The following is a 20,116-nucleotide window of genomic DNA, read 5'->3' on the forward strand; positions in this document are numbered from 1 at the left end:
GGAAAGATGCCAGATCAATCTTCCGCCACCTTGCCGCGCAGCGCCTTGACGTCGGACCGGGCCTTTTTCGCCGCCAGCCGGCGCTTGACCGAGCCATAGGTGGGCTTCGTCGCGATCCGCCGCTTGGGTTTGACCAGCGCCTTGCCGATCAGCTCGGCCAGACGGGCGCGGGCGATCTCGCGGTTGCGGGCCTGGCTGCGGGTCTCGTCGCATTGGATGATGATCGCGCCATCCTTGGTCCAGCGCCGCCCGGCCAGCCGTTTCAGCCGCGCCTTGACCGGATCGGGCAGCGAGGGCGAGCGCGCCGCCTCGAAGCGCAGCTCGACCGCGGTCGAGACCTTGTTCACGTTCTGCCCGCCGGGACCCGAGGCGCGGATGAAGCTCTCGGTCATTTCCCAATCGTGCAGGGTGATATCGTCGGTGATGCGCAACATGGACGCGACTTTACAGGCGCCACCCGGAAACAGAAAGGGCCGCCCCGGCGGGACGGCCCTTCGAAAGTTCAGGAGGTCGGGTCGGTTAGATCAATCGACCAGCCGGAGCGCGCGCTCCGCCAAGGGCTGCCCTAGCAGGCGGTCCCCCCGGTTGTTCCGACACCTCTCTCCAATCTCTTTCTCGACACTGGATCACCTCCTTTTCTATCTGTTGCGGTTGAAAAGGATGGTGACACAACTTGTGCCACTCTCAAAGCGTTTTTTTTACGCAGGCTGTGCGGTCAGGCGGGCGACGATCACCTTGAAGGGGATCAGTGCGACCAAGGCCAGCGACAGCTTCACCAGCCAGTCGGCAAAGGCCAGCGTCACCCATAGGGGCGCCTCGGGGCCTGACAGCATGAAGGGCACGGGCTCCCACGCCCAGTTGATGGCCGCATCCGCATCGGCGCCGAAGACGGTCACCGAGGCCGAGAACGCGATTGTGAAGAAGATCGCTGTATCCAGCGCCGACCCGACCAGTGTGGACACCAGCGGCGCGCGCCACCAGCGGCCTTCACGCATGGCGTTGAACACGGTGACGTCGGTCAGCTGCGCGATCAGGAACGCGGTTCCCGAAGCCACGGCGATGCGCAACGGCACGGCGGCGTATGTGAAGCCGTCGCCCTGCAGCATGATCTGGCTGCCGATCAGCGAGCAGATCACGCCGGTGACGAAGCCGGCGAACACGACCTTGCGGGCCGGGCCCACGCCATAGACGCGGTTCATGATGTCGGTGACCAGAAAGGCCAGCGGATAGGTGAAGGCACCCCAGGTCAACAGCCCGTCAAAGATCAGGAACTGGACCAGGATGTTCGAGGCCACGACGATGGCGGCCATGGCAAGAATGCCGGGGATAAAGTTGCGTTGCATGTTCTGATGCCCGTTTTGACAAGGTAGCGGCGACTTGGCCAAGGGACCGTCCCAAGGCAAGCCGCGCTTCTAGACCCGGGATCGGCCCGTGTCAATCCGGCAGCAGATACTCGACCAGTTCGGTACGCTGCAGCGCCAGAAAGTTGTCGTCCGAGATCATCGTGGCCCGCAACCGCCCCTGCCCGTCGCGCCAGACCGACAGCCCCTCGAGATTGTCATGGGTTCCGGTTCCGGTCTGGAACAGGATTTCCTCGGCCGCAGGTGTATCACCCGCGATCCGCCACCGACGCAAACGCGACCGGAACCCGGTCAGCGAGACCGCGCGTTCCAGAACGTAGAACCGCCCGTCCGGACCGAAATCGGCCGCTACGGGCAGAAAACCGTCCCGCTGCGCCAGGACAAAGGGCGTGGACCAGGCGCGCCCGTTCCACCGATAGACCGGAATGTCGCCATTTGCCGTGCGGCTTTTCTCGGGCAACGTGTACAGGCGACCCTGGGCGTCGATGGCCAGCCCCTCGAACGAACCATTCTGGTCGAGCGCGTCAAAGGCCTTGGGGCGCGGCAGCACCTGAGCATGGGCACCGGGCGCGGCATAACGGGCCACGCGATGCACGCCTTCGAACGAGAGGTAGAAGCTGCCATCCGGCGCCAGCGCCAGCCCCTCGGAGTCACCCGAGCTGCCGGGCATGATCCGTCCCCGGCTGGACAGAACCGGCCAGTGGCCAACAATACGGATGCCGACAATCTCATCGCCATCCCGGTCGATGCGGACCGATGCCAGGGTGGAGCGGTCGCTCAGCACCCATGCGTGCTGCCCGTCATCCGAGACATGGATGGCGGAAAACCCGCCGAACCAGTCATGGCCGGCGCGCCATGCAAAGCTGCCCAGATATTCGGCCGATTTGACTTCGACCGCCCAGGCGGAACCGGCCAGAAACAGGCTGGCGATCAGTTGGACTGCAAGACGGCGGCGCATTGCTGGGGCAGATCCGCCAGAACATACTCACGCCGTTTCTTCGGAGGCGGCGCGTTGGGGTCGGGCGGCGGCGGGTTCAGGATGTTGCGCACCCACTGTTCGGCCTCGGCGCAGCCGTCACCCTTGGGCGGCGGATCCTGATTGACGCACCCGCGCGAGCCGCGCGGGCAGTTCAGCCGGACGTGGAAGTGATAATGATGCCCCCACCAGGGCCGGATCTTGCGCAGATAGGCACGGTTGCCCTTCTCTTCCTTGCACATCTGCACCTTGGCGCCCGGAAACACGAAGATGCGGGCCACGCGTTTGTCCTTGGCCGCCTCGCGCAGGATGGCGTGGTGCTGTTTCGTCCAGTTGCCGTTCACATAGGCGCCGTTCGAGCGCCGCAAGGAGACCGACGAGATGTTCTCGCGCGCCTTGCGCGACAGGCGCATGTTGTCACCGGGCAGCATCCAGATGTCGATGTCCAGGCCCAGCTGGTGGCTGCGGTGGCCCGAGGTCATCGGCCCGCCGCGCGGCTGGCTGATATCCCCGATGTACAGCCCGTTCCATCCCGGTTGCCTTGCCGCAAAACGGCTGAGGTCCTGCACGAAGTCGATGGCTTGCGGATGGCCCCAGTTGCGGTTGCGCGACAGGCGCATCGCCTGCCAGGTGGGTCCGGTCTCGGGCAGTTGCACCGATCCGGCCGCGCATCCGCGCGAATAACTGCCGAAAGCGGCCGGCTTTTGTTGCGAACTGTCCTTCTGAGCCCCGAACAACTGCTTGGCCAGCGGTTGGGCCCCAGCCGCTCCGGCCAGCGCAATTCCTGCCAAAAATACCAAAAAACGTAATGAAATCATCTGCTCTGATCCCCTTCCGGTTTGACCCAGCGCATTAGGAACAATCCCAGAATAAACAACCCGACGATCGGAGACACCCCCAACCGAGCGCTGCCGGTCGCGGTTGTTGCAATTCCGATCAGCAAAGGCGCCGCAAAAGCGGTGGCGCGGCCCGACAGACCATAGAGGCCAAAGCTCTCGACCGGGGCGGCCGGGTCGGTGTGGCGCACCATCAACGAACGGCTGGCCGATTGCAGAATGCCCCCCATCCCACCGATCAGGATGCCGCAGCCAAAGAACACCATGTCCGGCAGGCCCGACCCTTGGGGCAGGGCGATGCCGAAGATCTGCGTCCGGTCCATCGACACGATGGTGGTGCAGACCAGGATCAGAACCCAGATCGCGGTCAGGATCACCGGCTTGGGGCCGAATTTCCGGTCCAGCTTGCCGCCGATCCAGGCGAAGACTGCCGAAGCCAGCACGCTGATGATGCCGAAGACGCCAATCTTGATCAGGTCCCATTCCAACACCAGCCGCGCATAGACGCCGCCGAAACTGTACAGCCCGTTCAGGGCGTCCCGGTAGAACATCGATGACCCCAGATAGCTGGCAAGGCTGACCCGGTGCCGCAAGGCAGCCACGGATTTGCCCAGCAGACTCAGCGCCTCGGATACGCTGCCCTTTTTGTCGGCGGCGGGATCGTCGCGCACCCACAGGAAATACGGGACCATGAACAGGATGAACCACCCGGCGGTGAACGGCCCCACGAAACGCGTGCCTTCGCGCGTGCCGGCGTCCAGACCGAACAGCGGCTCCATCCCGATCAGCGTCTTCCCGTTGGGCTGCTCGACGAACAGCGCCAGCATGATCGCCAAGGAAATCAGCCCGCCGAAATAGCCGAAGGCAAAGCCCGAGCCCGAGATCTCGCCCACCTCATCGTCGTCCCCCAGATCGGGCAGTTGCGAGTTGATGAAGATCAGCGCGTATTCGGCCCCCACGAAGCCCAGACCGAAGGCCGACAGCATCAGCCACATGTTCGACCCGTCCGGCAGCGTGAACCATAGCGCCGCAGACCCAACGGCATACATCACCGAAAAGGCAAAGATCCACGGGATGCGCCGCCCCGAGACATCGGCCATGGCCCCCAGCAGCGGCGCGCCGAAGGCGATGATCAGCCCCGTGATCGTCAGGCAGTTGGCCCAGACCGTCTGCGCCTGCGCGGCGGCGGCTTCGGCATCCATCCCGACGGTTGCGTAATATTCGGCCGCAACGCCGGCGAAATACGGGCCAAAGACAAAGGTCACCAACAGGGTGTGATACGGCTGGCTAGCCCAGTCGAAAAACCACCAGCCCCAGATGCGCCTGCGCTTGGAAATCTCTGCCATCTCTGCCCCTTGCCTGCTTTTGATTTCATAAGACGGGCCTTTGGGCCATTTCGCAAGCGTTCTGTGACTGCGGGCTTGCCTATTGCCGCTTGGGCACTTAGGTCTCAGGCCGTACGGAAAACGAGGTGCCCATGCTGTCGCTGATCCAAATCCTGCTGCTGATCCTGGACATCGTCTGGTTCATCGTCCTGGCCCATGTGATCATGAGCTGGCTGATCAACTTCCAGGTCCTGAACCTGCATCAACAGCTGGTCGCCCAGATCTGGTACGGCCTGAACCGCCTGCTCGAACCGATTTACGGCCCGATCCGCCGCATTCTGCCCAACATGGGCGGTCTGGACCTGACGCCGCTGGTGGTGCTGATCGGGGTCTATGCGCTGCGGATCATCCTCATCAACAACGCGGTCTATTTCTACTGACCTCTTGTTCCCCGATTCCGACTGTGTGATTGTCCGTTCAAGAGCAGTCAAATCTTGAAACAGGGCACCCCCGCACATGTTCGACGCCGCGCCTCTGCTGCGAGATGTCTTTGGATTCGATGACTTCCGCCCCGGGCAGGAAGAGATCGTCGATGCCGTGACCGCCGGCGAGAACGTGCTGGCGATCATGCCCACCGGGGGCGGCAAATCCCTGTGTTTCCAACTGCCTGCCCTGCTGCGCGACGGCGTCACGGTGGTGATCTCGCCGCTGATCGCCCTGATGCGCGACCAGGTGCGGGGGCTGCAAGAGGCCGGGGTCGAAGCCGGTGCGCTGACCTCGGGCAACACGCCCGAGGAAACCGACGCCGTGTGGGAGGCGCTCGAGGCCGGGCGGCTGAAGCTGCTGTATATGGCGCCCGAACGGCTGGCGGCGGGCTCGGCGCTGGGCATGCTGCGGCGGATCAATGTCAGCCTGATCGCCGTGGACGAGGCGCATTGCGTCAGCCAGTGGGGCCATGATTTCCGCCCCGACTATCTGCGGATCGGAGAGCTGCGCCGCGCGCTGAACGTGCCCTTGGCCGCTTTCACCGCCACGGCGGATGCGGAAACCCAGGACGAGATCGTCGAGAAACTGTTCGACGGCACGCCCCCGCGCAAGTTCCTGCGTGGCTTCGACCGGCCGAACATCCACCTGGCCTTTGCCGCGAAGGACAGCCCGCGCAAGCAGATCCTTGATTTCGCCGACGCCCGCCGGGGCCAGTCGGGCATCGTCTATTGCGGCACCCGCAACAAGACCGAAGTGCTGGCGCAGGCCCTGCGCGAACAGGGCCACAGCGCCTGCCACTATCACGGCGGGATGGAAGCCGAAGACCGCCGCATCGTCGAAACCCGCTTCGCGCGCGAGGACGGGCTGCTCGTGGTGGCCACCGTGGCCTTTGGCATGGGTATCGACAAGCCCGACATCCGCTGGGTCGCCCATGCGGACCTGCCGAAATCGATCGAGGCCTATTACCAGGAAATCGGCCGCGCCGGCCGCGACGGTGGGCCGGCCGAAACCCTGACCCTGTTCGGCCCCGACGACATCCGCCTGCGCCGCAGCCAGATCGACGAGGGGTTGGCCCCGCCTGAACGCCGCGCCGCAGATCATGCCCGCCTGAACGCGCTGCTGGGTCTGGCCGAGGCGCTGCACTGCCGCCGCCAGACCCTGCTGGGCTATTTCGGGGAACAGGCCGAGCCCTGCGGCAAATGCGACCTGTGCGACAGCCCGCCCGAGCTGTTCGACGGCACCACCCCGGTGCGCATGGCCCTGTCGGCGATCCTGCGCACCGAGGAATGGTTCGGTTCGGGCCACCTGATCGACATCCTGCTGGGCAATGACACCGACAAGATCCGCGCCCGGCGGCATGACGAATTGCCCACCTACGGCATCGGCAAGGACTGGTCGCGCCCGCAATGGCAGGCGATCTTCCGGCAGATGATGGGCCATGACCTGGTCCGCCCCGACCCTGAACGCCACGGCGCCCTGCGCATGACCGAGGCCGCCAAGCCGATCCTGAAGGGCGAGGCGCAGATCACCCTACGCAAGGACACGCTGCGCAAGGCCACCCGGCGGCCCGCGGTCAAGATGATGGTCTCGGATGAGGATGCGCCCCTGCTGTCGGCGCTCAAGGCCAAGCGCCGCGCCCTGGCCGAGGCCGCCCGTGTGCCCGCCTATGTCATCTTCCCCGACCGCACGCTGATCGAGATGGCGGAAAAACGCCCCATGACCCTGGACGAGATGGCCCGGATCGGCGGCGTGGGCGCAAAAAAACTGGACCGCTATGGCGACACCTTCCTCGAAGTAATCGCGGGCGAGGCGCAGGCGGTCCACCCGGCGCGCCGCAAGCTGGCCGGGCGTGAACAGGGAAATATCTACGACCGTCTGCTCGAGGTGCAGGCACAGCTGGCCCGAGGCCCGGACGGGATCGACAAACCATTGAGCTGTTCGGCCGCGCAACTGGCGAAGGTTGCGCAGATGCGGCCCGACGACGACCGCGCGCTGGAGCAAATTCTGGGCGACCGCCGCGCCGAACGTTTCGCGGCCGCCTTTCTGGACGTGCTGCGCGCGGCGGGCTAGGTATCGGCGGGCAGGCACGTACAAGGGGGTAGATATGCTGGTGGTGATCTCTCCGGCCAAACGGCTGGACTGGGCAGAACGGGACGCGACGCCGACCCAGCCCGATTTTCAGGACGACGCGATCCGGCTGGCGAAAACCGCGCGCAACCTGACGCTGGGAGAACTAAAAAAGCTGATGAGCCTCAGCGACGATCTGGCCCGGCTGAACCGCGACCGGTTCCGCACCTTTGCCGATACCCCGCCGCCCGAGACCACCCGCCCGGCCGCGTTGGCCTTTGCCGGCGACACCTATCAGGGGCTCGAGGCCGCCTCGCTGGACGCCGACGAACTGGCCTGGGCGCAGGATCATCTGCGCATCCTGTCGGGGCTTTACGGCCTGCTGCGCCCGCTGGACGCCATTCAGCCCTATCGGCTGGAAATGGGTAGCCGGTTGAAGACCCGGCGCGGCAAGACCCTGTATGACTACTGGCGCGACCAGCTGAGCAAGGCGCTGAACGCGCAGGCCGAGGAGATCGGCACCGATACGCTGGTGAACTGCGCCAGCCAGGAATATTTTGGCGCGGTGGCCCCCAAGGCGCTGAAACTGCGGGTCATCACCCCTGTCTTTATGGAGGACAAGGGCGGCGCACCGAAGATCGTCAGCTTCTTTGCCAAAAAAGCTCGCGGCTCAATGGCGCGGTACATCATCCAGCACCGGCTGACCGACCCTGCGGGCCTCCGGGATTTCGACACCGGCGGCTATGCGTATCGGTCTGATTTGTCGGAACCGGACAAACCGGTATTCGTGCGCCCCTATCAGGCCTGATCCAGCATCGAGGCATCATACGCCACCAGTTCGACCGTGTTGCCCTCGGGGTCCGTGGTAAATACTCCGCGCCAACCGATCCAGCCGAACCGTTCGACACGATAGGGCTGGCCGATTTGGTCATACCAGCGCATGACGGCCTCCTGTTCCGCAAAGGGAAGAGACAAGGCGACATGGTGCAGCGACGATTGCGCCCCGGTCACGGGTTTGTCGGCACCGGTGGGGTGCAAACCCGGCCGCGGCGCTGCCCCATGGTGAAAAAGCGCCAGAACCTGTGTGTGTCCTTCGAACCCATCCGCAATCCGAAAGAATGTGATGGCGCTTTTATGGCCGCCATGCAGGCGGGTCAGCCCGATGACGTTTTCATAGAAATCAACCATTGCTGCCATGTCGGCGCAGCGTATTGCGATTTCACCCAAAGCGCGGGGGCGAAAACCTCGTTCCTGTGACATGGCGTCAGCCTAGACCGCACCAGCCGGCTCGACAATGACAGGTTGCGCATCCGTCGGGCAGTTGGACTGGATCATCTCGCAAATCAGCTTCTTCTGAAGCGGTTTCGTCAGGTAGTGATCCAGCCCGGCCCCAAGGATGCTGTGCTCGTCATCGGCCAAGGCATGAGCGGTCAGCGCCACGATCGGCACATGCTGCCCTGTGCCGATTTCGCGTCGGCGAATCTCACTCGTGGCCTGCTTTCCGTCCATCTTGGGCATCGAGATGTCCATGAGGATCAGGTCAGGGGCGAATTCCGCAAAGGCTTCGACAGCCTCAAGCCCGTTGGCCACCAGCTTGAGGTCTATGTTCAGATCCTTGGTCATCTTGCTCAGGATCAACTGGTTGGTGCGATTGTCCTCGGCGGCCAGAACCCGCATCTTGCGCCGCTTCGTGTTTCCGCCGGACGATTGGGCCGGCTCTGCGCGGCAGGGCGGGGAAACAGGCGCAGGCAACACAGCCGCGCCCAGCGCCTGAAGCCGCGAGAACAGCTCGGCCCGAGGGATCGGTTTCTGAACCACCCCTTGTATCAGCCGATGGTTCGGATCGGCGTGTACGATGGCCGGGTTTGCGGACATCAGCACGATCGGAACGTCGGACCAGCTTCGCTTGCGCAGAGTTTCCGCCAAATCCAGCCCGTCCATGTCAGGCAGATCGTGATCGCAAAGGATCAGGTCGACCGACGCATCCACCGCCCTCAGTGCTTCGGTGCCTGTGGCGCAAACCGTCACCTCGGCCCCCAAACGCCGCAGCTGCTTGTTCAGAATGGCCCGATTGACGGCCAAATCCTCGACCACGAGGACATGTTTCAGCCTGTCCGCCAAGGCAGGCGGTGCCGGTTGAGGGCCTTCGGCGGTGGGCAGTGTGATGCGGAACCCAAAGCACGACCCCTTGCCGGCCTCGCTCTCGACCCAGATCGAGCCACCCATCAAGGTAATCAGGCGTTTGGTGATGGCCAGACCAAGGCCAGTGCCGTCAAAGGCGCGGGTCTTTTCGTTTTCGACCTGATTGAACTCGCCAAATATGTGCTCGATCTTGTCCGCTTCGATGCCGATTCCGGTGTCTTCGATCGCAATGTGGATGTCGCAGGTCTTCTGATCGGCATGCGGTACTCCGGTGACCCGGATCAGAACATGGCCTTGGGCGGTGAATTTGACCGCGTTGCCCACCAGATTGGTCAGCACCTGACGCACCCGGCCCGGATCACCCACGAACAGCGTCGGCAGGAACAGGTCATAGTCGACCAGCAAGGTCAGCCCCTTGTCGCGCACCGTGGGCTGCAGCAGCATCGCAACTTCGAGAATGCAACGTTCAAGATCGAAATCCTCGGGATGCAGCACAAGCTTGTCCGCTTCGATCTTGGAATAGTCCAGAACGTCATTGATGATGACCAGCAGCGCGTCCCCCGAATTGCGGATCGTCTCTACATAAAGCCTCTGCTCCTCATTCAGAGGCGTTTCCGACAGCAGGTCGGTCATCCCGACGATGCCATTCATCGGGGTCCGGATCTCATGGCTCATATTGGCAAGGAAAGCCGACTTGGCCCGGTTGGCAGCCTCGGCCTTCTCGCGCGCGGCCTGCAGTTGCGCCTCATGCTGGACCGAGGCCGTGATGTTCAGGGCCAGACTGACCACATCGCCGCCCTGCCCGCGCTGGTCGATCAGCTTGATATATTGCCCATTCCACAGCTGGATCACTTCGGGCGGCGGGTTGATCCGGGTCCAGCGGCGCATCATGCGGGTTTTCCATGCCTCGACCGGTTCCGACCCGATATCGATGATGCCCTCGGTGGTAAGCAGATCAAGAATGCGGGGATAGGATATCCCGGGCGCGACCTCATCCAGTCCTTCGAACACGCTCAGATAGGCTGTATTTGCGCTGATCAACCGATCACTGCCGTCGAAGAAGGCGAAACCGTCCTGGATCGTCTGGATCGAGTGCCAGAGGCGGCGTTCGGCCACTTCGATCTTGGCATTTGCAACGGTCAGGTCCGATTTGACCTTTTCATTCTCGCCACGCACGGTTTCGACCTCGGCCTCAGTCTCGCCAATACGCTTGGTCAGGGCCATCGCGTATTCACCCAGTTTGCGATTGGCCTCGGACAGTTCACTCTGCTTGAGTGCAAGCATGCGTTCGGCGGCCAGACGCGCCCGCCGTTCCTGTGCCAGTTTTTCTGCAAGACTCATGGTCATCTTCCCGGTCGGTTCGGGATCAGCATTCCCGCAGACCGTGAAAATCTGTTTAAGGCCAAAGGTCGATCAGCGCCGTCCTTCGCGCAACCAGCCCGCCAGCAGGAAGCCACCCGCCAACAGCAGCACCAGCCAGGGCGGCAACAGTCCGGCTTGGGTCACGTCACGGGTTTCATATGCCTCGCGCGGGGTCAGACCGATCCAGCCACGCCCGGCCGCAGGGCGCCCGGCGCGTACGTTGCGGATTGCCGGCAGCCCATCCTCGACCCGGATTACCCCGCCGCGCATCCCGGCCATGACCGGTTCAAGGATTTCAGCTGTTGCGATGGTGCGTTCGAATTCCCGCGGCGCCGCAGGGCCAAGGCCGATGACCGAGGACAGCTCACCTTCCTGCAGGCGATAGAGCCCAATTTCAGGCCCGAAATACTGCGCCTCGAACCGGCCGGGGGACAATTCGCGCAAGGGCACTTCAAGCGTGTCGCCATTGGGTCGGGTGACCGTGACAGGGCCCACCTCTTCGTTCAGGGTCTGGCGGATGATGCGCATTGACTGCCCGTTGGCCTCGGCCCACAGCGCCTCTTCTTCAAGCTCGGGTTCCTTCATCATCCAGTGGGCAAGGCGGCGCAGCAGTTCCAACTGCGGGCCACCGCCCTCGTAGCCGCGGCTCCACAGCCAGGCGTGGTCCGAAGCCAGCAGCGCCACGCGTCCTTCCCCCACCCGGTCCAACACCAGCAGAGGTCGATCTTCGACGCCGGTCATCAGCAGCTCGCCCGAGCGCTGTTTTACGTCGATCTGGCGCAGCCATGCGCCCCAATCGCCCGTCTCACCCAGATCGGCGGTCACCGGATGACGCTGGCCCAGGTCTGTCACCGTGGGCACGTAGCGTTCTTCGATGACCCGGGCCGAGGGCTGCGCCGGCAGGATCGCAGACAGGGGCGAGCGGAAGATGCTGTCGGCGGTGGCAAAGTCGGGTCCGGCCGCAATCAGCACCGCACCTCCGTCATTGATGTAGTTGGTCACGTTGTCCAGATAGATCGCCGGCAGGATGCCGCGCCGCTTGTAGCGGTCAAAGATGATCAGGTCGAAATCGTTGATCTTCTCCAGAAACAGCTCGCGCGTGGGGAATGCAATCAGCGACAGTTCGTCCACCGGAACCCCGTCCTGTTTCTCGGGCGGGCGCAGGATGGTGAAATGCACCAGGTCGACCGAGCTGTCGGATTTCAGCAGATTGCGCCAGGTTCGCCCGCCCGGATGCGGCTCGCCCGAGACCAACAGAACCCGAAGCCGATCGCGCACGCCGTTCATCTGGATCAAGGCGGTGTTGTTGCGGTCGGTCAGTTCGCCATCGGCCTGCGGAACCGTGAACTGGATGACGTTGCGCCCGCCATGGGGCAGGGTCACTGGCAGCTCGACATCCACACCGATCGGGATGCTGAACTGCTGCGGCTCGCCCCCGTCCACCGCGATCTCGAGTGGGGCGGACGCCGGACCGGCGGGCACCGCGCCACTGTCCTCGACCCGCAAGGTCAGAGTGACGGGCTCATCGATGATTGCAAAGGCCGGCGCGTTGCGCACGATCAGGCGGCGGTCCCAGTCCTGCGCGCGACCGGTCTGCAACAGGTGCATCGGCGCGGGCAGGTCTGGGGCCTGATCGACGTCATGCACGATGCCGTCCGACAAGACCAGAATTCCGGCGATCCGGGCGCGCGGTTCCTCGGCCAGCGCGGCATTCAGCGCCGCCATCACCTGGGTGCCTTCGTCTCCGTCACCGTCGCCCACGGTGATGCGGCGCAGTTCGGTGTTGTCGCGGGCCTCGATCTCGGCGGCCAGGGCCTCGGCGGTCTGCGCGGTCTGTTCGGCGCGGTCCGACAGGGTTTGGCTGGCGCTTTCATCCTCGATCATCAACACGATGTCGGTCAGCGGAGCGCGGTCCTCGATCTGGTAGACCGGGCCGGACAGAGCCGCCAGCAGCACCAATGCCGCCAACCCGCGCAACGCCCAACCCGACAAACCGCGCCACAGCGCCAGAACCGTCGCGGCCAGGGCGATCGCCCCGACAACCGCCAGAACGGGCCATGGGATCAGCGGGTCAAAGATGACGGAACCGGTCATTGGCCCAACCTGTCAAGCAGAGCAGGCACGTGCACCTGATCGGATTTGTAGTTCCCGGTCAGCACGTGCATGACCAGGTTGACGCCGAACCGGTTGGCCAACTCGCGCTGGCGTTCTCCGGCATAGCCGCGCCCGACCGGCAGCAGCGCCTGCCCGTTTCGGTCGATTGCCCAGGCCCCGGCCCAGTCGTTGCCACCGATCACCACCGGGGTGACGTTATCGTTTAGGTTGCGGAAGGGCATGCCTTCGATCTGTTCAGCGTCCAGGGGCGCGGCTTCGACCCAGACCTCGGTTCCGGCAAAGCGGCCGGGGAAATCCTGCAACAGGTAGAACGCACGGGTCAGGACGTGATCGCGGGGAACAGGCTCTAACGCAGGGATATTCAGCGGCGCAGCCAGTTGCTGCAGCTTGCGCCCATTAGGGCTCGAGGCGCCGAACCCGGCGATGTTGGCGTCCCGCGTGTCAAACAGGATCATCCCGCCGGACCGCAGATAGGCGTTCAGCTTGGCATAGGCCTCGGGCGAAGGCTGGGGCTGATTCGGTGTGATCGGCCAGTAGAGCAGCGGGAAGAGGGCCAGTTCGTCACGTTCGAGGTCCACGCCCATGGGCTCGGCCGGTTCGACGGACGTGCGGTAAAACAGGGTTTGCGACAGGCCGCGTAGCCCGGCATGGGCGACGTCGTCAATCTGGGCATTGCCGGTCAGTACATGTGCCAGCACCAATTCCTTGGTTGCCTGCAGCGCGAATTCGGTCTCCTCGGGCGTCTGCGCCTGCGCTTGCGGTGCGATCAGAACCGCGCCCAGCGCGACCGCCGCCGCCCGCGCCAGCCCCAGACGCCCCGACAGCGCCAGCGAGGCCACGACGTCAACCGTCAGCAGGATCAGGGCCAGGCTCAGCAGCAGGCCCCCGATAGGAGTTTCGGCGCTGACCTCCTGCCCCTTGATGGGAACATCCGCAGGCCAGCTGATCGGGCGCAGCGTGCTATCCTCGTTCAACACGTTCAGGGCCAGCTTCTGCTTGCCGCTTTCATACAGACCCGGGCGCAGGTCGGGCCCCGGGGCGCCGGACACCAGCGCCGGGCCATCGACACCGGCCAGATTGCCCGCATCGGACAGGGTTCCGAACCCGTCCATCACCTGAATCGGCTCCCACGTGGTGCCTTGCAGCTGTTCGACCTGCCGCGTCTTGGCCGCCGAGGCCACGGCCAGCCTGTCGAGCATTTCGACGAACAGGCCCGACAGCGGTAGGGTCGACCATTCGGCATCGGCGGTGACATGGAACAGCACCACCTGACCCAGGCCCAGCGGCTTGCGCGTCACCAGCGGGGTGCCGTCCGACAGCGCGGCGATCACCCGGTCGGCCAGGTTCGGGTCGGGCTGCGCCATCACCTGGGTGCTGACGGTCACATCGTCGGGGATGCGCAACCCGTAGAAGGGCGAACCTTCCTGGAAAGGCGCCAGCCCCTTGGCCTCGCCCCAGCTCATCGCGCCGCCGACCGAGCGGCCACCGCTGCGCAGCCGCACCGGCAAAAGGGCGTCTTCGGCATCGCGGCCCAGATCGCTGGCCGCCATGTGCGGACCGGCAAAGCGCAGCAACAGCCCGCCCTGCTCGACCCATTCGACCAATCCGGCCTGTTCGGCGGGGGTCAGCTTGGCCACATCGGCCAGCACGATCACATCCGGGTTGGCGGGCAGAACCTCGGCCAGCCCGCCCTCGACGAAATCGGCGGTGGGGATCAGCACCTGCGTCAGATAGTGAAGCGGCGACAGCAGCTCCAACCCCTCGCGGTTGACGGTTCCGGCGATCAGGGCAACCTCGCGCCGGCGCAGGCTGTCATCGGTCAGCGACACCGCCCCGGCCGACCGCTGGCCCTGCAGCTCGAACCGCGTGATGCGGGCCCGCAGTTCGGACGGCAACGCCAGATCGGCCTGCGCCTGGGTCGCGCCGCTGTCGAAGCTGACCTCGACCGATTGCAGAAGGCGCATCACACCCGCCGGGTCGCGCCCCTGCGCATTGATGGTGACGGTCTGCGCCGGTCCGGGCGTGGCGCGCACCGCGGTGAGTCGGATAGCCCCGTCCTGATAGGTGGCCGGCAGCAGCGCCAGGATCGGCGCCGCCGCGCGATAGACCGTGACCGCGCCCCGCGCCTGCAGCGCGGACAGCAGGCTTTCACGGCCCGGATAGTCCAGCTTGTCCGTGAACCAGTGCGTATCGAACCCGCCCTCGACCGCCGACAGGTCGGCCAGGGCCTGTTCGATCTGCGCCGCGTCCGGCTGCCACGGCTGCGGAACCAGCCCGGGCAGGCGATTGCGCCAGGCTTCGGCGGCCTGGAAGACCGGCGGTTCCGGCTCGGTCAGGCGCAGGATCGACACGGGGCGCCCGGCCCGTCCGGCTTCGGTCAGCTGCGCGTCGATCTGATCCAGCGTGGCGGGCCAGCGCGTGGCCCCGGCCCAGCTGGCATCCAGAACCAGCAGCAATGGCCCCGATCCGGACTCATCGCGCGACGGGTTCAGTACCGGGCCGGCCAGCCCAATGATGATCGCCGCCGCCGCCAGCATCCGCAGCAGCAACAGCCACCACGGGGTGCGGTCAGATACGCTCTCGTCGTCCTTCAGGCCCAGCAACAGGGTCACCGCGGGGAACAGCCGGCGGATCGGCGCGGGCGGCACGGCGCGCAGGATCAGCCACAGGATCGGCAGCGTCAGCAGACCCAGCAGCACCCATGGTGCGGTAAAGCCGATGCCCGCCAGAACCGTCATCGCGCCCCTCCGTCCAGCGCACGATAGAGCCACAACAGGGCCGCCTGCGCGCTGTCGCCCGTATGGTTCAGACCCAGCTGCCAACCGGTCACCCGGCACAGGCGGGTCAGGTCATCCTTGCGCCGCGCCAGCCGCGCCAGATAGCGCTCGCGCAGGTCGCCCGCCTTCAGTGTCTCGTGCCGGACCGTGCCACCGACGCTTTCGAAGATGGTGCGCCCGCGATAGGGGAAGTTCTCCTCACCCGGGTCCAGAACCTGCAGCAGCACACCGCGCACGCCGCGGTCGGCGGCCTTGGTCAGGGCCAGTTCGACCTCGTCCAGAGGGCCGAGGAAGTCAGAGATGAACACGGCGCGGGCATGGGGGATCATGGCGCGGTGCTCGGGCGGGGCATAATCGGCCTCGATATCTTCGGACAGGGCCTGCGCCAGCCGGATGATCTGGGCATTGCCGCGCCGGGGCGGCAGGGTTGTTCCGGTCAGGCCCACACGCTCGCCCCCGCGCACCAGAAGGATCGCCGTGGCCAACCCCAGAAGGCGGGCCCGGTCGGCCTTGGTGGGCAGAGATTTGTCGGACGCAAAGCGCATCGAGGCGCCCTGATCGACCCACAGCATGATCGACTGCGCAATCTGCCATTCGCGTTCGCGCACATATTGCTGATCGCCGCGGGCCGAGCGCCGGTGGTCGATCATCCGCCGGCTGTCGCCGATCTGGGCCGGCCGGTATTGCCAGAAATCATCGCCCAGCCCCGAACGCCGCCGGCCGTGATCGCCCAGCAGCACGGTTCCGGCCAGGTGTTCGGCCCGCGCCAACAAGGGCGGCAGCCGGGACGCCTCGGCCTCGGATCTTTCGCGAAGGGTGCGGGCCGCGTTCACGCCGCCGCCTCGGCCCGGACAAGCCCGGCCGCGGTGGTTTCGATCAGGTCGGCCAAGCTGTCACCGCGTGCCCGCGCGGCGAAGTTCAGTGCCATCCGGTGGCTGAGCACCGGGCGCGCCATGTCCAGCACGTCTTCGGCATTTGGGGCCAGCCGGCCCTGCAGCATCGCCCGCGCCCGCACCGTCATCATCAGCGCCTGCGCCGCGCGCGGACCTGGACCCCAGGCGACCGTCTCGGACACGCGCTCGGACACGCCGGGTTCCTCGGGGCGGAACGCGCGCACCAGATCGAGGATCAGTTCGACCACCGACTCGCCCACCGGCATCCGGCGCAGCAGAACCTGCGCGGCCAGCAGTTCTTCTTTGGTGAAGATCTGATGCGCCTCCTCCTCGGCCGCGCCGGTGGTGGCCAGCAGGATGTCACGCTCGGTCTGGCGGTCGGGATAGTTCACGTCGATCTGCACCAGAAAACGGTCAAGCTGGGCCTCGGGCAGCGGATAGGTGCCTTCCTGTTCGATCGGGTTCTGCGTGGCCAGAACGTGGAACGGCACGCCCAGCGCGCGGTCTTCGCCTGCGACGGTCACCGTGCGTTCCTGCATCGCCTGCAGCAGCGCCGACTGGGTGCGCGGGCTGGCGCGGTTGATCTCGTCCGCCATCAACAGTTCACAGAAGATCGGGCCGGGAATGAATCGGAAATGGCGGCTGCCATCCTCGGCGGTGTCCAGAACCTCGGACCCCAGAATGTCCGCCGGCATCAGGTCGGGCGTGAACTGGATGCGGTTGCCATGCAGGCCCATGACGGTGGACAGGGTTTCCACCAGCCGCGTCTTGCCCAGGCCCGGCAGCCCGATCAGCAGGGCATGACCGCCACACAGCAGCGAGGTCAGCGTCAGGTCAACGACCCTCTCCTGCCCGATGAAGCGGCGGGTGATCGAGGATTTGGCCCGTTGCAGTTTCTCTTCCAGCGCTTCGATCTCGGAGACGAGGTCGGCAGGTTCGGTCATGACTTTCCCTTCCGTGGACTTATTATGGTTGAAGTGTATCGCGCTGAGAGGAAATGGCAAAAACAATGAGCGGACAAAATCCTGTGAAACCGTCCCCTGAGGGTCTGGCGGCCTCGATCAAGGCGGCCAAACCGCGGGGTCTGCCCCCTGTCGACAGCTGGAATCCTCCGTTCTGCGGCGATCTGGACATGCGCATCGCGCACGATGGCACCTGGTATTACCTAGGGTCGCCCATCACCCGGTTCGAGCTTGTGAAGCTTTTTTCCTCAATTCTTAAGAAAGAAGGGGACGCCTATTTTCTGGTCACCCCTGTCGAAAAGGTCGGCATCATCGTCGAAGACGCACCGTTTGTGGCGGTCGATTTCGACCGGACCGGCGCGAACGAGGATCAGATTCTGACCTTTACCACCCATGTCGGCGATACTGTGACGGTAGGTCCGGATCACCCGATACGGGTTGCCATTGACCCGGAAACAAACGAGCCAAGACCCTACATATTGGTGCGATCGAACCTTGAGGCGCGGATCGACCGCAAGAGTTTCTACCGCCTTGTGGACATTGCCACGGAACGCGCCGGGCAGGTCGGGGTCTGGTCCGGCGGGCAGTTCTTTGTCTTGGGTCGCGCCGAAGAAGCGCCTTAGGCAACCCGTCGTGCGGGACGGTCTTGCGCAAGGACAACCGCCAGCGCCACGACTCCGGCGCCCAGCGCCCGGGTCCAGTTCCACTCCGAACCCAGAACCACCATGATGAGCATCACGTAGAACGGTGCCACATTGATGTGGAATGACGCCAGAGCAACACCCAGCCGGCCGATCGAAGCGATGAACAGGACCTGGCTGAGGCCTAGAGAGATCACGGCGTAGATCGCCAGCATTCCTGCCTGCTGCGGGTCGATCGGCGACGATGGCCAGACTTCGAACCCGAGGACGCTCGACAGATAGAAGAGCGCGCCGGCCATGAACGTGCCGCCGATCAGCGTGATCGTGGTACGTCCGGTTTGGCTGAGGTCCGGGAAGTCCCGCGCGGTCGCCATGCTGGCCCAACAGAAAAGCGCGGTCGAGGCGATGGCGCAGAGCGCACCCAACCCCAGCTGGGCCGGCGCCACCGCGCTGGTTGCGATCAGGCCGCCGATGATCGAAACAGCAACGCCCAGCGCGAAGTTCCAGCGCAATCTGCGCGTTCCGGCAGCCAGCTCGAGCAGTGTCGCAACCAAAGGCGCGCAGGACGCGATGATGGCAACGGTAACAGGATCGGTCAGTTTCTGCGCCAGGATGATCAGGAACATGCCCAAGCCAAGGCCAAACCCGCCCACTCGCATCGCATGGGCCCAACGCGCCCGCAGAACCGCGTCCGCGCCATCGATCCACAGCCAGATCGGGATCATCACGGCCACCGCCAGCATCAGCCGCGCAGCCAGCAAGGCAACCGGCGGCCAGGTCTGCAGCAGGATTTCGGCCGCCGGGAATCCGGCCGCCCAGGTTAGCATCGACGCCACCGCCAGCCCGTTTCCGGACAAGGCGGATTGCCGCGCACCGGGCACAGCGAAACTGGGCCCGCGAACGGGGTCCGGACTCATCGCCATCGGTTTCAATCCTTTTGTTGGTGCAGCGCCACGAAAATGATTCGCTGCAATACCCCGACCCTTCACATTCGGCCCGCGCCGGTCTGGCCGATTTTCGACATATTGTCGTTTTCAAACCCTTTCTCTGCGCACCGCCCGCGACTAAGGTCAGCATGCCATCGGACCGAGAGGACAATGCCCCGATTTGCCGCCAATATCTCGCTGCTCTTTGCCGAGCTGCCCTATCTCGACCGATTCAAGGCGGCTGCGGATGCTGGGTTCAAGGCGGTCGAAATCCTGTTCCCCTACGATATCGCGGCCAAGGAAACCCGCCGCGCGTTGATGACCAACGGTCTGGACCTGGTGCTGATCAACGCGCCGCCGCCCAACTATACCGGCGGCCAGCCCGGCTATGCGGCCGTTCCGGGGGGCGAGGGGCGGTTCCAGTCCGACATCCGCCGCGTCCTGCGCTATGCCGAGGCGCTGAAGCCCGGCCTGATCCATGTGATGGCGGGCTATGCCTCGGGGGCGGACGCACGGGACTGTTTTGTGCACAACCTGCAATGGGCCGCGGATTTTGCGCCGCATCAACGGTTCACGATCGAACCGCTGAACCCCGTCTCGCAACCGGGATACTTCCTGAATGACTATGATCTGGCCGCCGCGTGCCTGGACCGGATCGACCGTCCGAATGTGGGCCTGCAGTTCGACAGCTTTCATGCCCGGATGATCCATGGCGATGCACAGGCCATCTGGGACAGATTCCGCGACCGGATCGTACATGTTCAGATCGGATCGGCCCCCGACCGGTCGGAACCCGGCCGGGATGAGACCGATTTCCCCGCGTTGTTCGCAGCGATCGACGACAGCGGCTATGACGGCTGGGTCAGCGCCGAATACACGCCCTCGACGCGGCGCACCGACGCCTCTCTGCACTGGATGCGATAGGCCTGTGCACCTGCGCACTGGAAATCACATCTTGGATATCGCATACGAAGCGGCAATTCAGTAGAGGAACAGCCGCATGATCCCCGCCCGCTTTGCCCCCGTCCTGTTCGGATTGATCCTGTCGGGGCTGATGTCCTGCATCGTGACCTGCATCGCAACGGTCAAAGAGATCGGGCTTGGCCCCGAGACCTTTGCCAGCTGGATGGGCGCGTGGAGCATCAGCTGGCCGGTGGCCTTTGCGGTGGTTCTGGTCATGGCCCCGCTGACCCGGCGGCTGGTCGCGCTGTTGGTCAGGCCCGAGGCCTGACCTGCCGCGAAGATGG

General features: G+C 64.8%; 18 protein-coding genes. 6 read left to right on the top strand and 12 right to left on the bottom strand.

Going from position 1 to position 20,116, the window contains the following annotated elements; translation table 11 throughout:
• Window positions 1-14 precede the first annotated feature (14 nt).
• The 5 genes from arfB to ACR0NY_RS12350 form a co-directional block, all read right to left on the bottom strand.
• The gene (gene arfB, locus ACR0NY_RS12330; RefSeq protein ID WP_005980088.1) at window positions 15-434 is read right to left on the bottom strand and encodes an alternative ribosome rescue aminoacyl-tRNA hydrolase ArfB; all 420 of its coding nucleotides are present in this window, start codon (window positions 432-434) and stop codon (window positions 15-17) included.
• A gap of 264 nt (window positions 435-698) precedes the next feature.
• Entirely contained in the window at window positions 699-1,343 is a 645-nt protein-coding gene (locus ACR0NY_RS12335) for a queuosine precursor transporter (protein ID WP_170369072.1), read from the bottom strand.
• A 91-nt stretch (window positions 1,344-1,434) separates the two neighbouring features.
• Window positions 1,435-2,319 (bottom strand): esterase-like activity of phytase family protein, encoded by an 885-nt coding sequence (locus tag ACR0NY_RS12340; RefSeq protein WP_170369071.1) that lies wholly within the window; start codon window positions 2,317-2,319, stop codon window positions 1,435-1,437.
• The gene (gene mepA, locus ACR0NY_RS12345) at window positions 2,292-3,155 is read right to left on the bottom strand and encodes a penicillin-insensitive murein endopeptidase (RefSeq protein ID WP_170369070.1); all 864 of its coding nucleotides are present in this window, start codon (window positions 3,153-3,155) and stop codon (window positions 2,292-2,294) included. Before mepA ends, ACR0NY_RS12340 begins: the two co-directional genes overlap by 28 nt.
• Window positions 3,152-4,519 (bottom strand): MFS transporter, encoded by a 1,368-nt coding sequence (locus tag ACR0NY_RS12350; protein WP_170369069.1) that lies wholly within the window; start codon window positions 4,517-4,519, stop codon window positions 3,152-3,154. Before ACR0NY_RS12350 ends, mepA begins: the two co-directional genes overlap by 4 nt.
• 131 nt (window positions 4,520-4,650) lie before the next feature.
• Between ACR0NY_RS12350 and ACR0NY_RS12355 the strand changes: the two genes are divergently transcribed.
• The 3 genes from ACR0NY_RS12355 (at window position 4,651) to yaaA (ending at window position 7,859) form a co-directional block, all read left to right on the top strand.
• The gene (locus tag ACR0NY_RS12355) at window positions 4,651-4,938 is read left to right on the top strand and encodes a YggT family protein (RefSeq protein WP_170369068.1); all 288 of its coding nucleotides are present in this window, start codon (window positions 4,651-4,653) and stop codon (window positions 4,936-4,938) included.
• Between the two features lie 76 nt (window positions 4,939-5,014).
• Window positions 5,015-7,054 (top strand): DNA helicase RecQ, encoded by a 2,040-nt coding sequence (gene recQ, locus ACR0NY_RS12360; RefSeq protein WP_170369067.1) that lies wholly within the window; start codon window positions 5,015-5,017, stop codon window positions 7,052-7,054.
• 34 nt (window positions 7,055-7,088) lie between these two features.
• Window positions 7,089-7,859: a peroxide stress protein YaaA gene (yaaA, locus tag ACR0NY_RS12365; protein WP_170340967.1), complete on the top strand. Its 771-nt coding sequence runs from the start codon at window positions 7,089-7,091 to the stop codon at window positions 7,857-7,859.
• Here the strand turns inward: yaaA and ACR0NY_RS12370 are convergent.
• The 6 genes from ACR0NY_RS12370 to ACR0NY_RS12395 form a co-directional block, all read right to left on the bottom strand.
• Window positions 7,850-8,311 carry a VOC family protein gene (locus ACR0NY_RS12370; protein ID WP_170369066.1) on the bottom strand — a complete coding sequence of 154 codons (462 nt, stop codon included), beginning with the start codon at window positions 8,309-8,311 and terminating at the stop codon, window positions 7,850-7,852. The two genes, yaaA and ACR0NY_RS12370, sit on opposite strands and share 10 nt — an antisense overlap.
• A 9-nt stretch (window positions 8,312-8,320) precedes the next feature.
• On the bottom strand, window positions 8,321-10,534 hold the full coding sequence (locus ACR0NY_RS12375; protein WP_170369065.1) for a response regulator: 2,214 nt from the start codon (window positions 10,532-10,534) through the stop codon (window positions 8,321-8,323).
• A 72-nt stretch (window positions 10,535-10,606) separates the two neighbouring features.
• Entirely contained in the window at window positions 10,607-12,649 is a 2,043-nt protein-coding gene (locus tag ACR0NY_RS12380; protein WP_170340960.1) for a hypothetical protein, read from the bottom strand.
• Complete coding sequence (locus ACR0NY_RS12385; RefSeq protein WP_170369064.1) at window positions 12,646-15,408, bottom strand: DUF4159 domain-containing protein; 2,763 nt, start codon at window positions 15,406-15,408, stop codon at window positions 12,646-12,648. Before ACR0NY_RS12385 ends, ACR0NY_RS12380 begins: the two co-directional genes overlap by 4 nt.
• Window positions 15,405-16,280 carry a DUF58 domain-containing protein gene (locus ACR0NY_RS12390; protein WP_170340956.1) on the bottom strand — a complete coding sequence of 292 codons (876 nt, stop codon included), beginning with the start codon at window positions 16,278-16,280 and terminating at the stop codon, window positions 15,405-15,407. Before ACR0NY_RS12390 ends, ACR0NY_RS12385 begins: the two co-directional genes overlap by 4 nt.
• Window positions 16,277-17,284 carry an AAA family ATPase gene (locus ACR0NY_RS12395; protein WP_170369063.1) on the bottom strand — a complete coding sequence of 336 codons (1,008 nt, stop codon included), beginning with the start codon at window positions 17,282-17,284 and terminating at the stop codon, window positions 16,277-16,279. Before ACR0NY_RS12395 ends, ACR0NY_RS12390 begins: the two co-directional genes overlap by 4 nt.
• A 65-nt stretch (window positions 17,285-17,349) precedes the next feature.
• On the opposite strand from ACR0NY_RS12395, the gene ACR0NY_RS12400 reads away from it, so the two are divergent.
• Complete coding sequence (locus ACR0NY_RS12400; RefSeq protein WP_170369062.1) at window positions 17,350-17,925, top strand: DUF1285 domain-containing protein; 576 nt, start codon at window positions 17,350-17,352, stop codon at window positions 17,923-17,925.
• Here the strand turns inward: ACR0NY_RS12400 and ACR0NY_RS12405 are convergent.
• Window positions 17,922-18,866: a DMT family transporter gene (locus ACR0NY_RS12405; RefSeq protein ID WP_254432929.1), complete on the bottom strand. Its 945-nt coding sequence runs from the start codon at window positions 18,864-18,866 to the stop codon at window positions 17,922-17,924. The two genes, ACR0NY_RS12400 and ACR0NY_RS12405, sit on opposite strands and share 4 nt — an antisense overlap.
• A 174-nt stretch (window positions 18,867-19,040) precedes the next feature.
• On the opposite strand from ACR0NY_RS12405, the gene ACR0NY_RS12410 reads away from it, so the two are divergent.
• Window positions 19,041-19,793, top strand: a complete 753-nt coding sequence (locus ACR0NY_RS12410; protein WP_170369061.1) for a hydroxypyruvate isomerase family protein — start codon at window positions 19,041-19,043, stop codon at window positions 19,791-19,793.
• 76 nt (window positions 19,794-19,869) lie between these two features.
• Complete coding sequence (locus ACR0NY_RS12415; protein ID WP_170340948.1) at window positions 19,870-20,100, top strand: DUF2798 domain-containing protein; 231 nt, start codon at window positions 19,870-19,872, stop codon at window positions 20,098-20,100.
• Window positions 20,101-20,116: the final 16 nt, after the last annotated feature.

This window comes from Ruegeria sp. BJ5, from assembly GCF_056537865.1.

Bases quoted from the DNA above. Each gene is read 5' to 3' on its own strand.
- mepA (WP_170369070.1), bottom strand. From the start codon at position 3,155: ATGATTTCATTACGTTTTTTGGTATTTTTGGCAGGAATTGCGCTGGCC.
- ACR0NY_RS12340 (WP_170369071.1), bottom strand. From the start codon at position 2,319: ATGCGCCGCCGTCTTGCAGTCCAACTGATCGCCAGCCTGTTTCTGGCC.
- ACR0NY_RS12355 (WP_170369068.1), top strand. From the start codon at position 4,651: ATGCTGTCGCTGATCCAAATCCTGCTGCTGATCCTGGACATCGTCTGG.
- arfB (WP_005980088.1), bottom strand. From the start codon at position 434: ATGTTGCGCATCACCGACGATATCACCCTGCACGATTGGGAAATGACC.
- ACR0NY_RS12395 (WP_170369063.1), bottom strand. From the start codon at position 17,284: ATGACCGAACCTGCCGACCTCGTCTCCGAGATCGAAGCGCTGGAAGAG.
- ACR0NY_RS12370 (WP_170369066.1), bottom strand. From the start codon at position 8,311: ATGTCACAGGAACGAGGTTTTCGCCCCCGCGCTTTGGGTGAAATCGCA.
- ACR0NY_RS12405 (WP_254432929.1), bottom strand. From the start codon at position 18,866: ATGGCGATGAGTCCGGACCCCGTTCGCGGGCCCAGTTTCGCTGTGCCC.
- ACR0NY_RS12400 (WP_170369062.1), top strand. From the start codon at position 17,350: ATGAGCGGACAAAATCCTGTGAAACCGTCCCCTGAGGGTCTGGCGGCC.
- ACR0NY_RS12410 (WP_170369061.1), top strand. From the start codon at position 19,041: ATGCCCCGATTTGCCGCCAATATCTCGCTGCTCTTTGCCGAGCTGCCC.
- yaaA (WP_170340967.1), top strand. From the start codon at position 7,089: ATGCTGGTGGTGATCTCTCCGGCCAAACGGCTGGACTGGGCAGAACGG.
- recQ (WP_170369067.1), top strand. From the start codon at position 5,015: ATGTTCGACGCCGCGCCTCTGCTGCGAGATGTCTTTGGATTCGATGAC.
- ACR0NY_RS12385 (WP_170369064.1), bottom strand. From the start codon at position 15,408: ATGACGGTTCTGGCGGGCATCGGCTTTACCGCACCATGGGTGCTGCTG.
- ACR0NY_RS12335 (WP_170369072.1), bottom strand. From the start codon at position 1,343: ATGCAACGCAACTTTATCCCCGGCATTCTTGCCATGGCCGCCATCGTC.
- ACR0NY_RS12350 (WP_170369069.1), bottom strand. From the start codon at position 4,519: ATGGCAGAGATTTCCAAGCGCAGGCGCATCTGGGGCTGGTGGTTTTTC.
- ACR0NY_RS12380 (WP_170340960.1), bottom strand. From the start codon at position 12,649: ATGACCGGTTCCGTCATCTTTGACCCGCTGATCCCATGGCCCGTTCTG.
- ACR0NY_RS12375 (WP_170369065.1), bottom strand. From the start codon at position 10,534: ATGAGTCTTGCAGAAAAACTGGCACAGGAACGGCGGGCGCGTCTGGCC.
- ACR0NY_RS12415 (WP_170340948.1), top strand. From the start codon at position 19,870: ATGATCCCCGCCCGCTTTGCCCCCGTCCTGTTCGGATTGATCCTGTCG.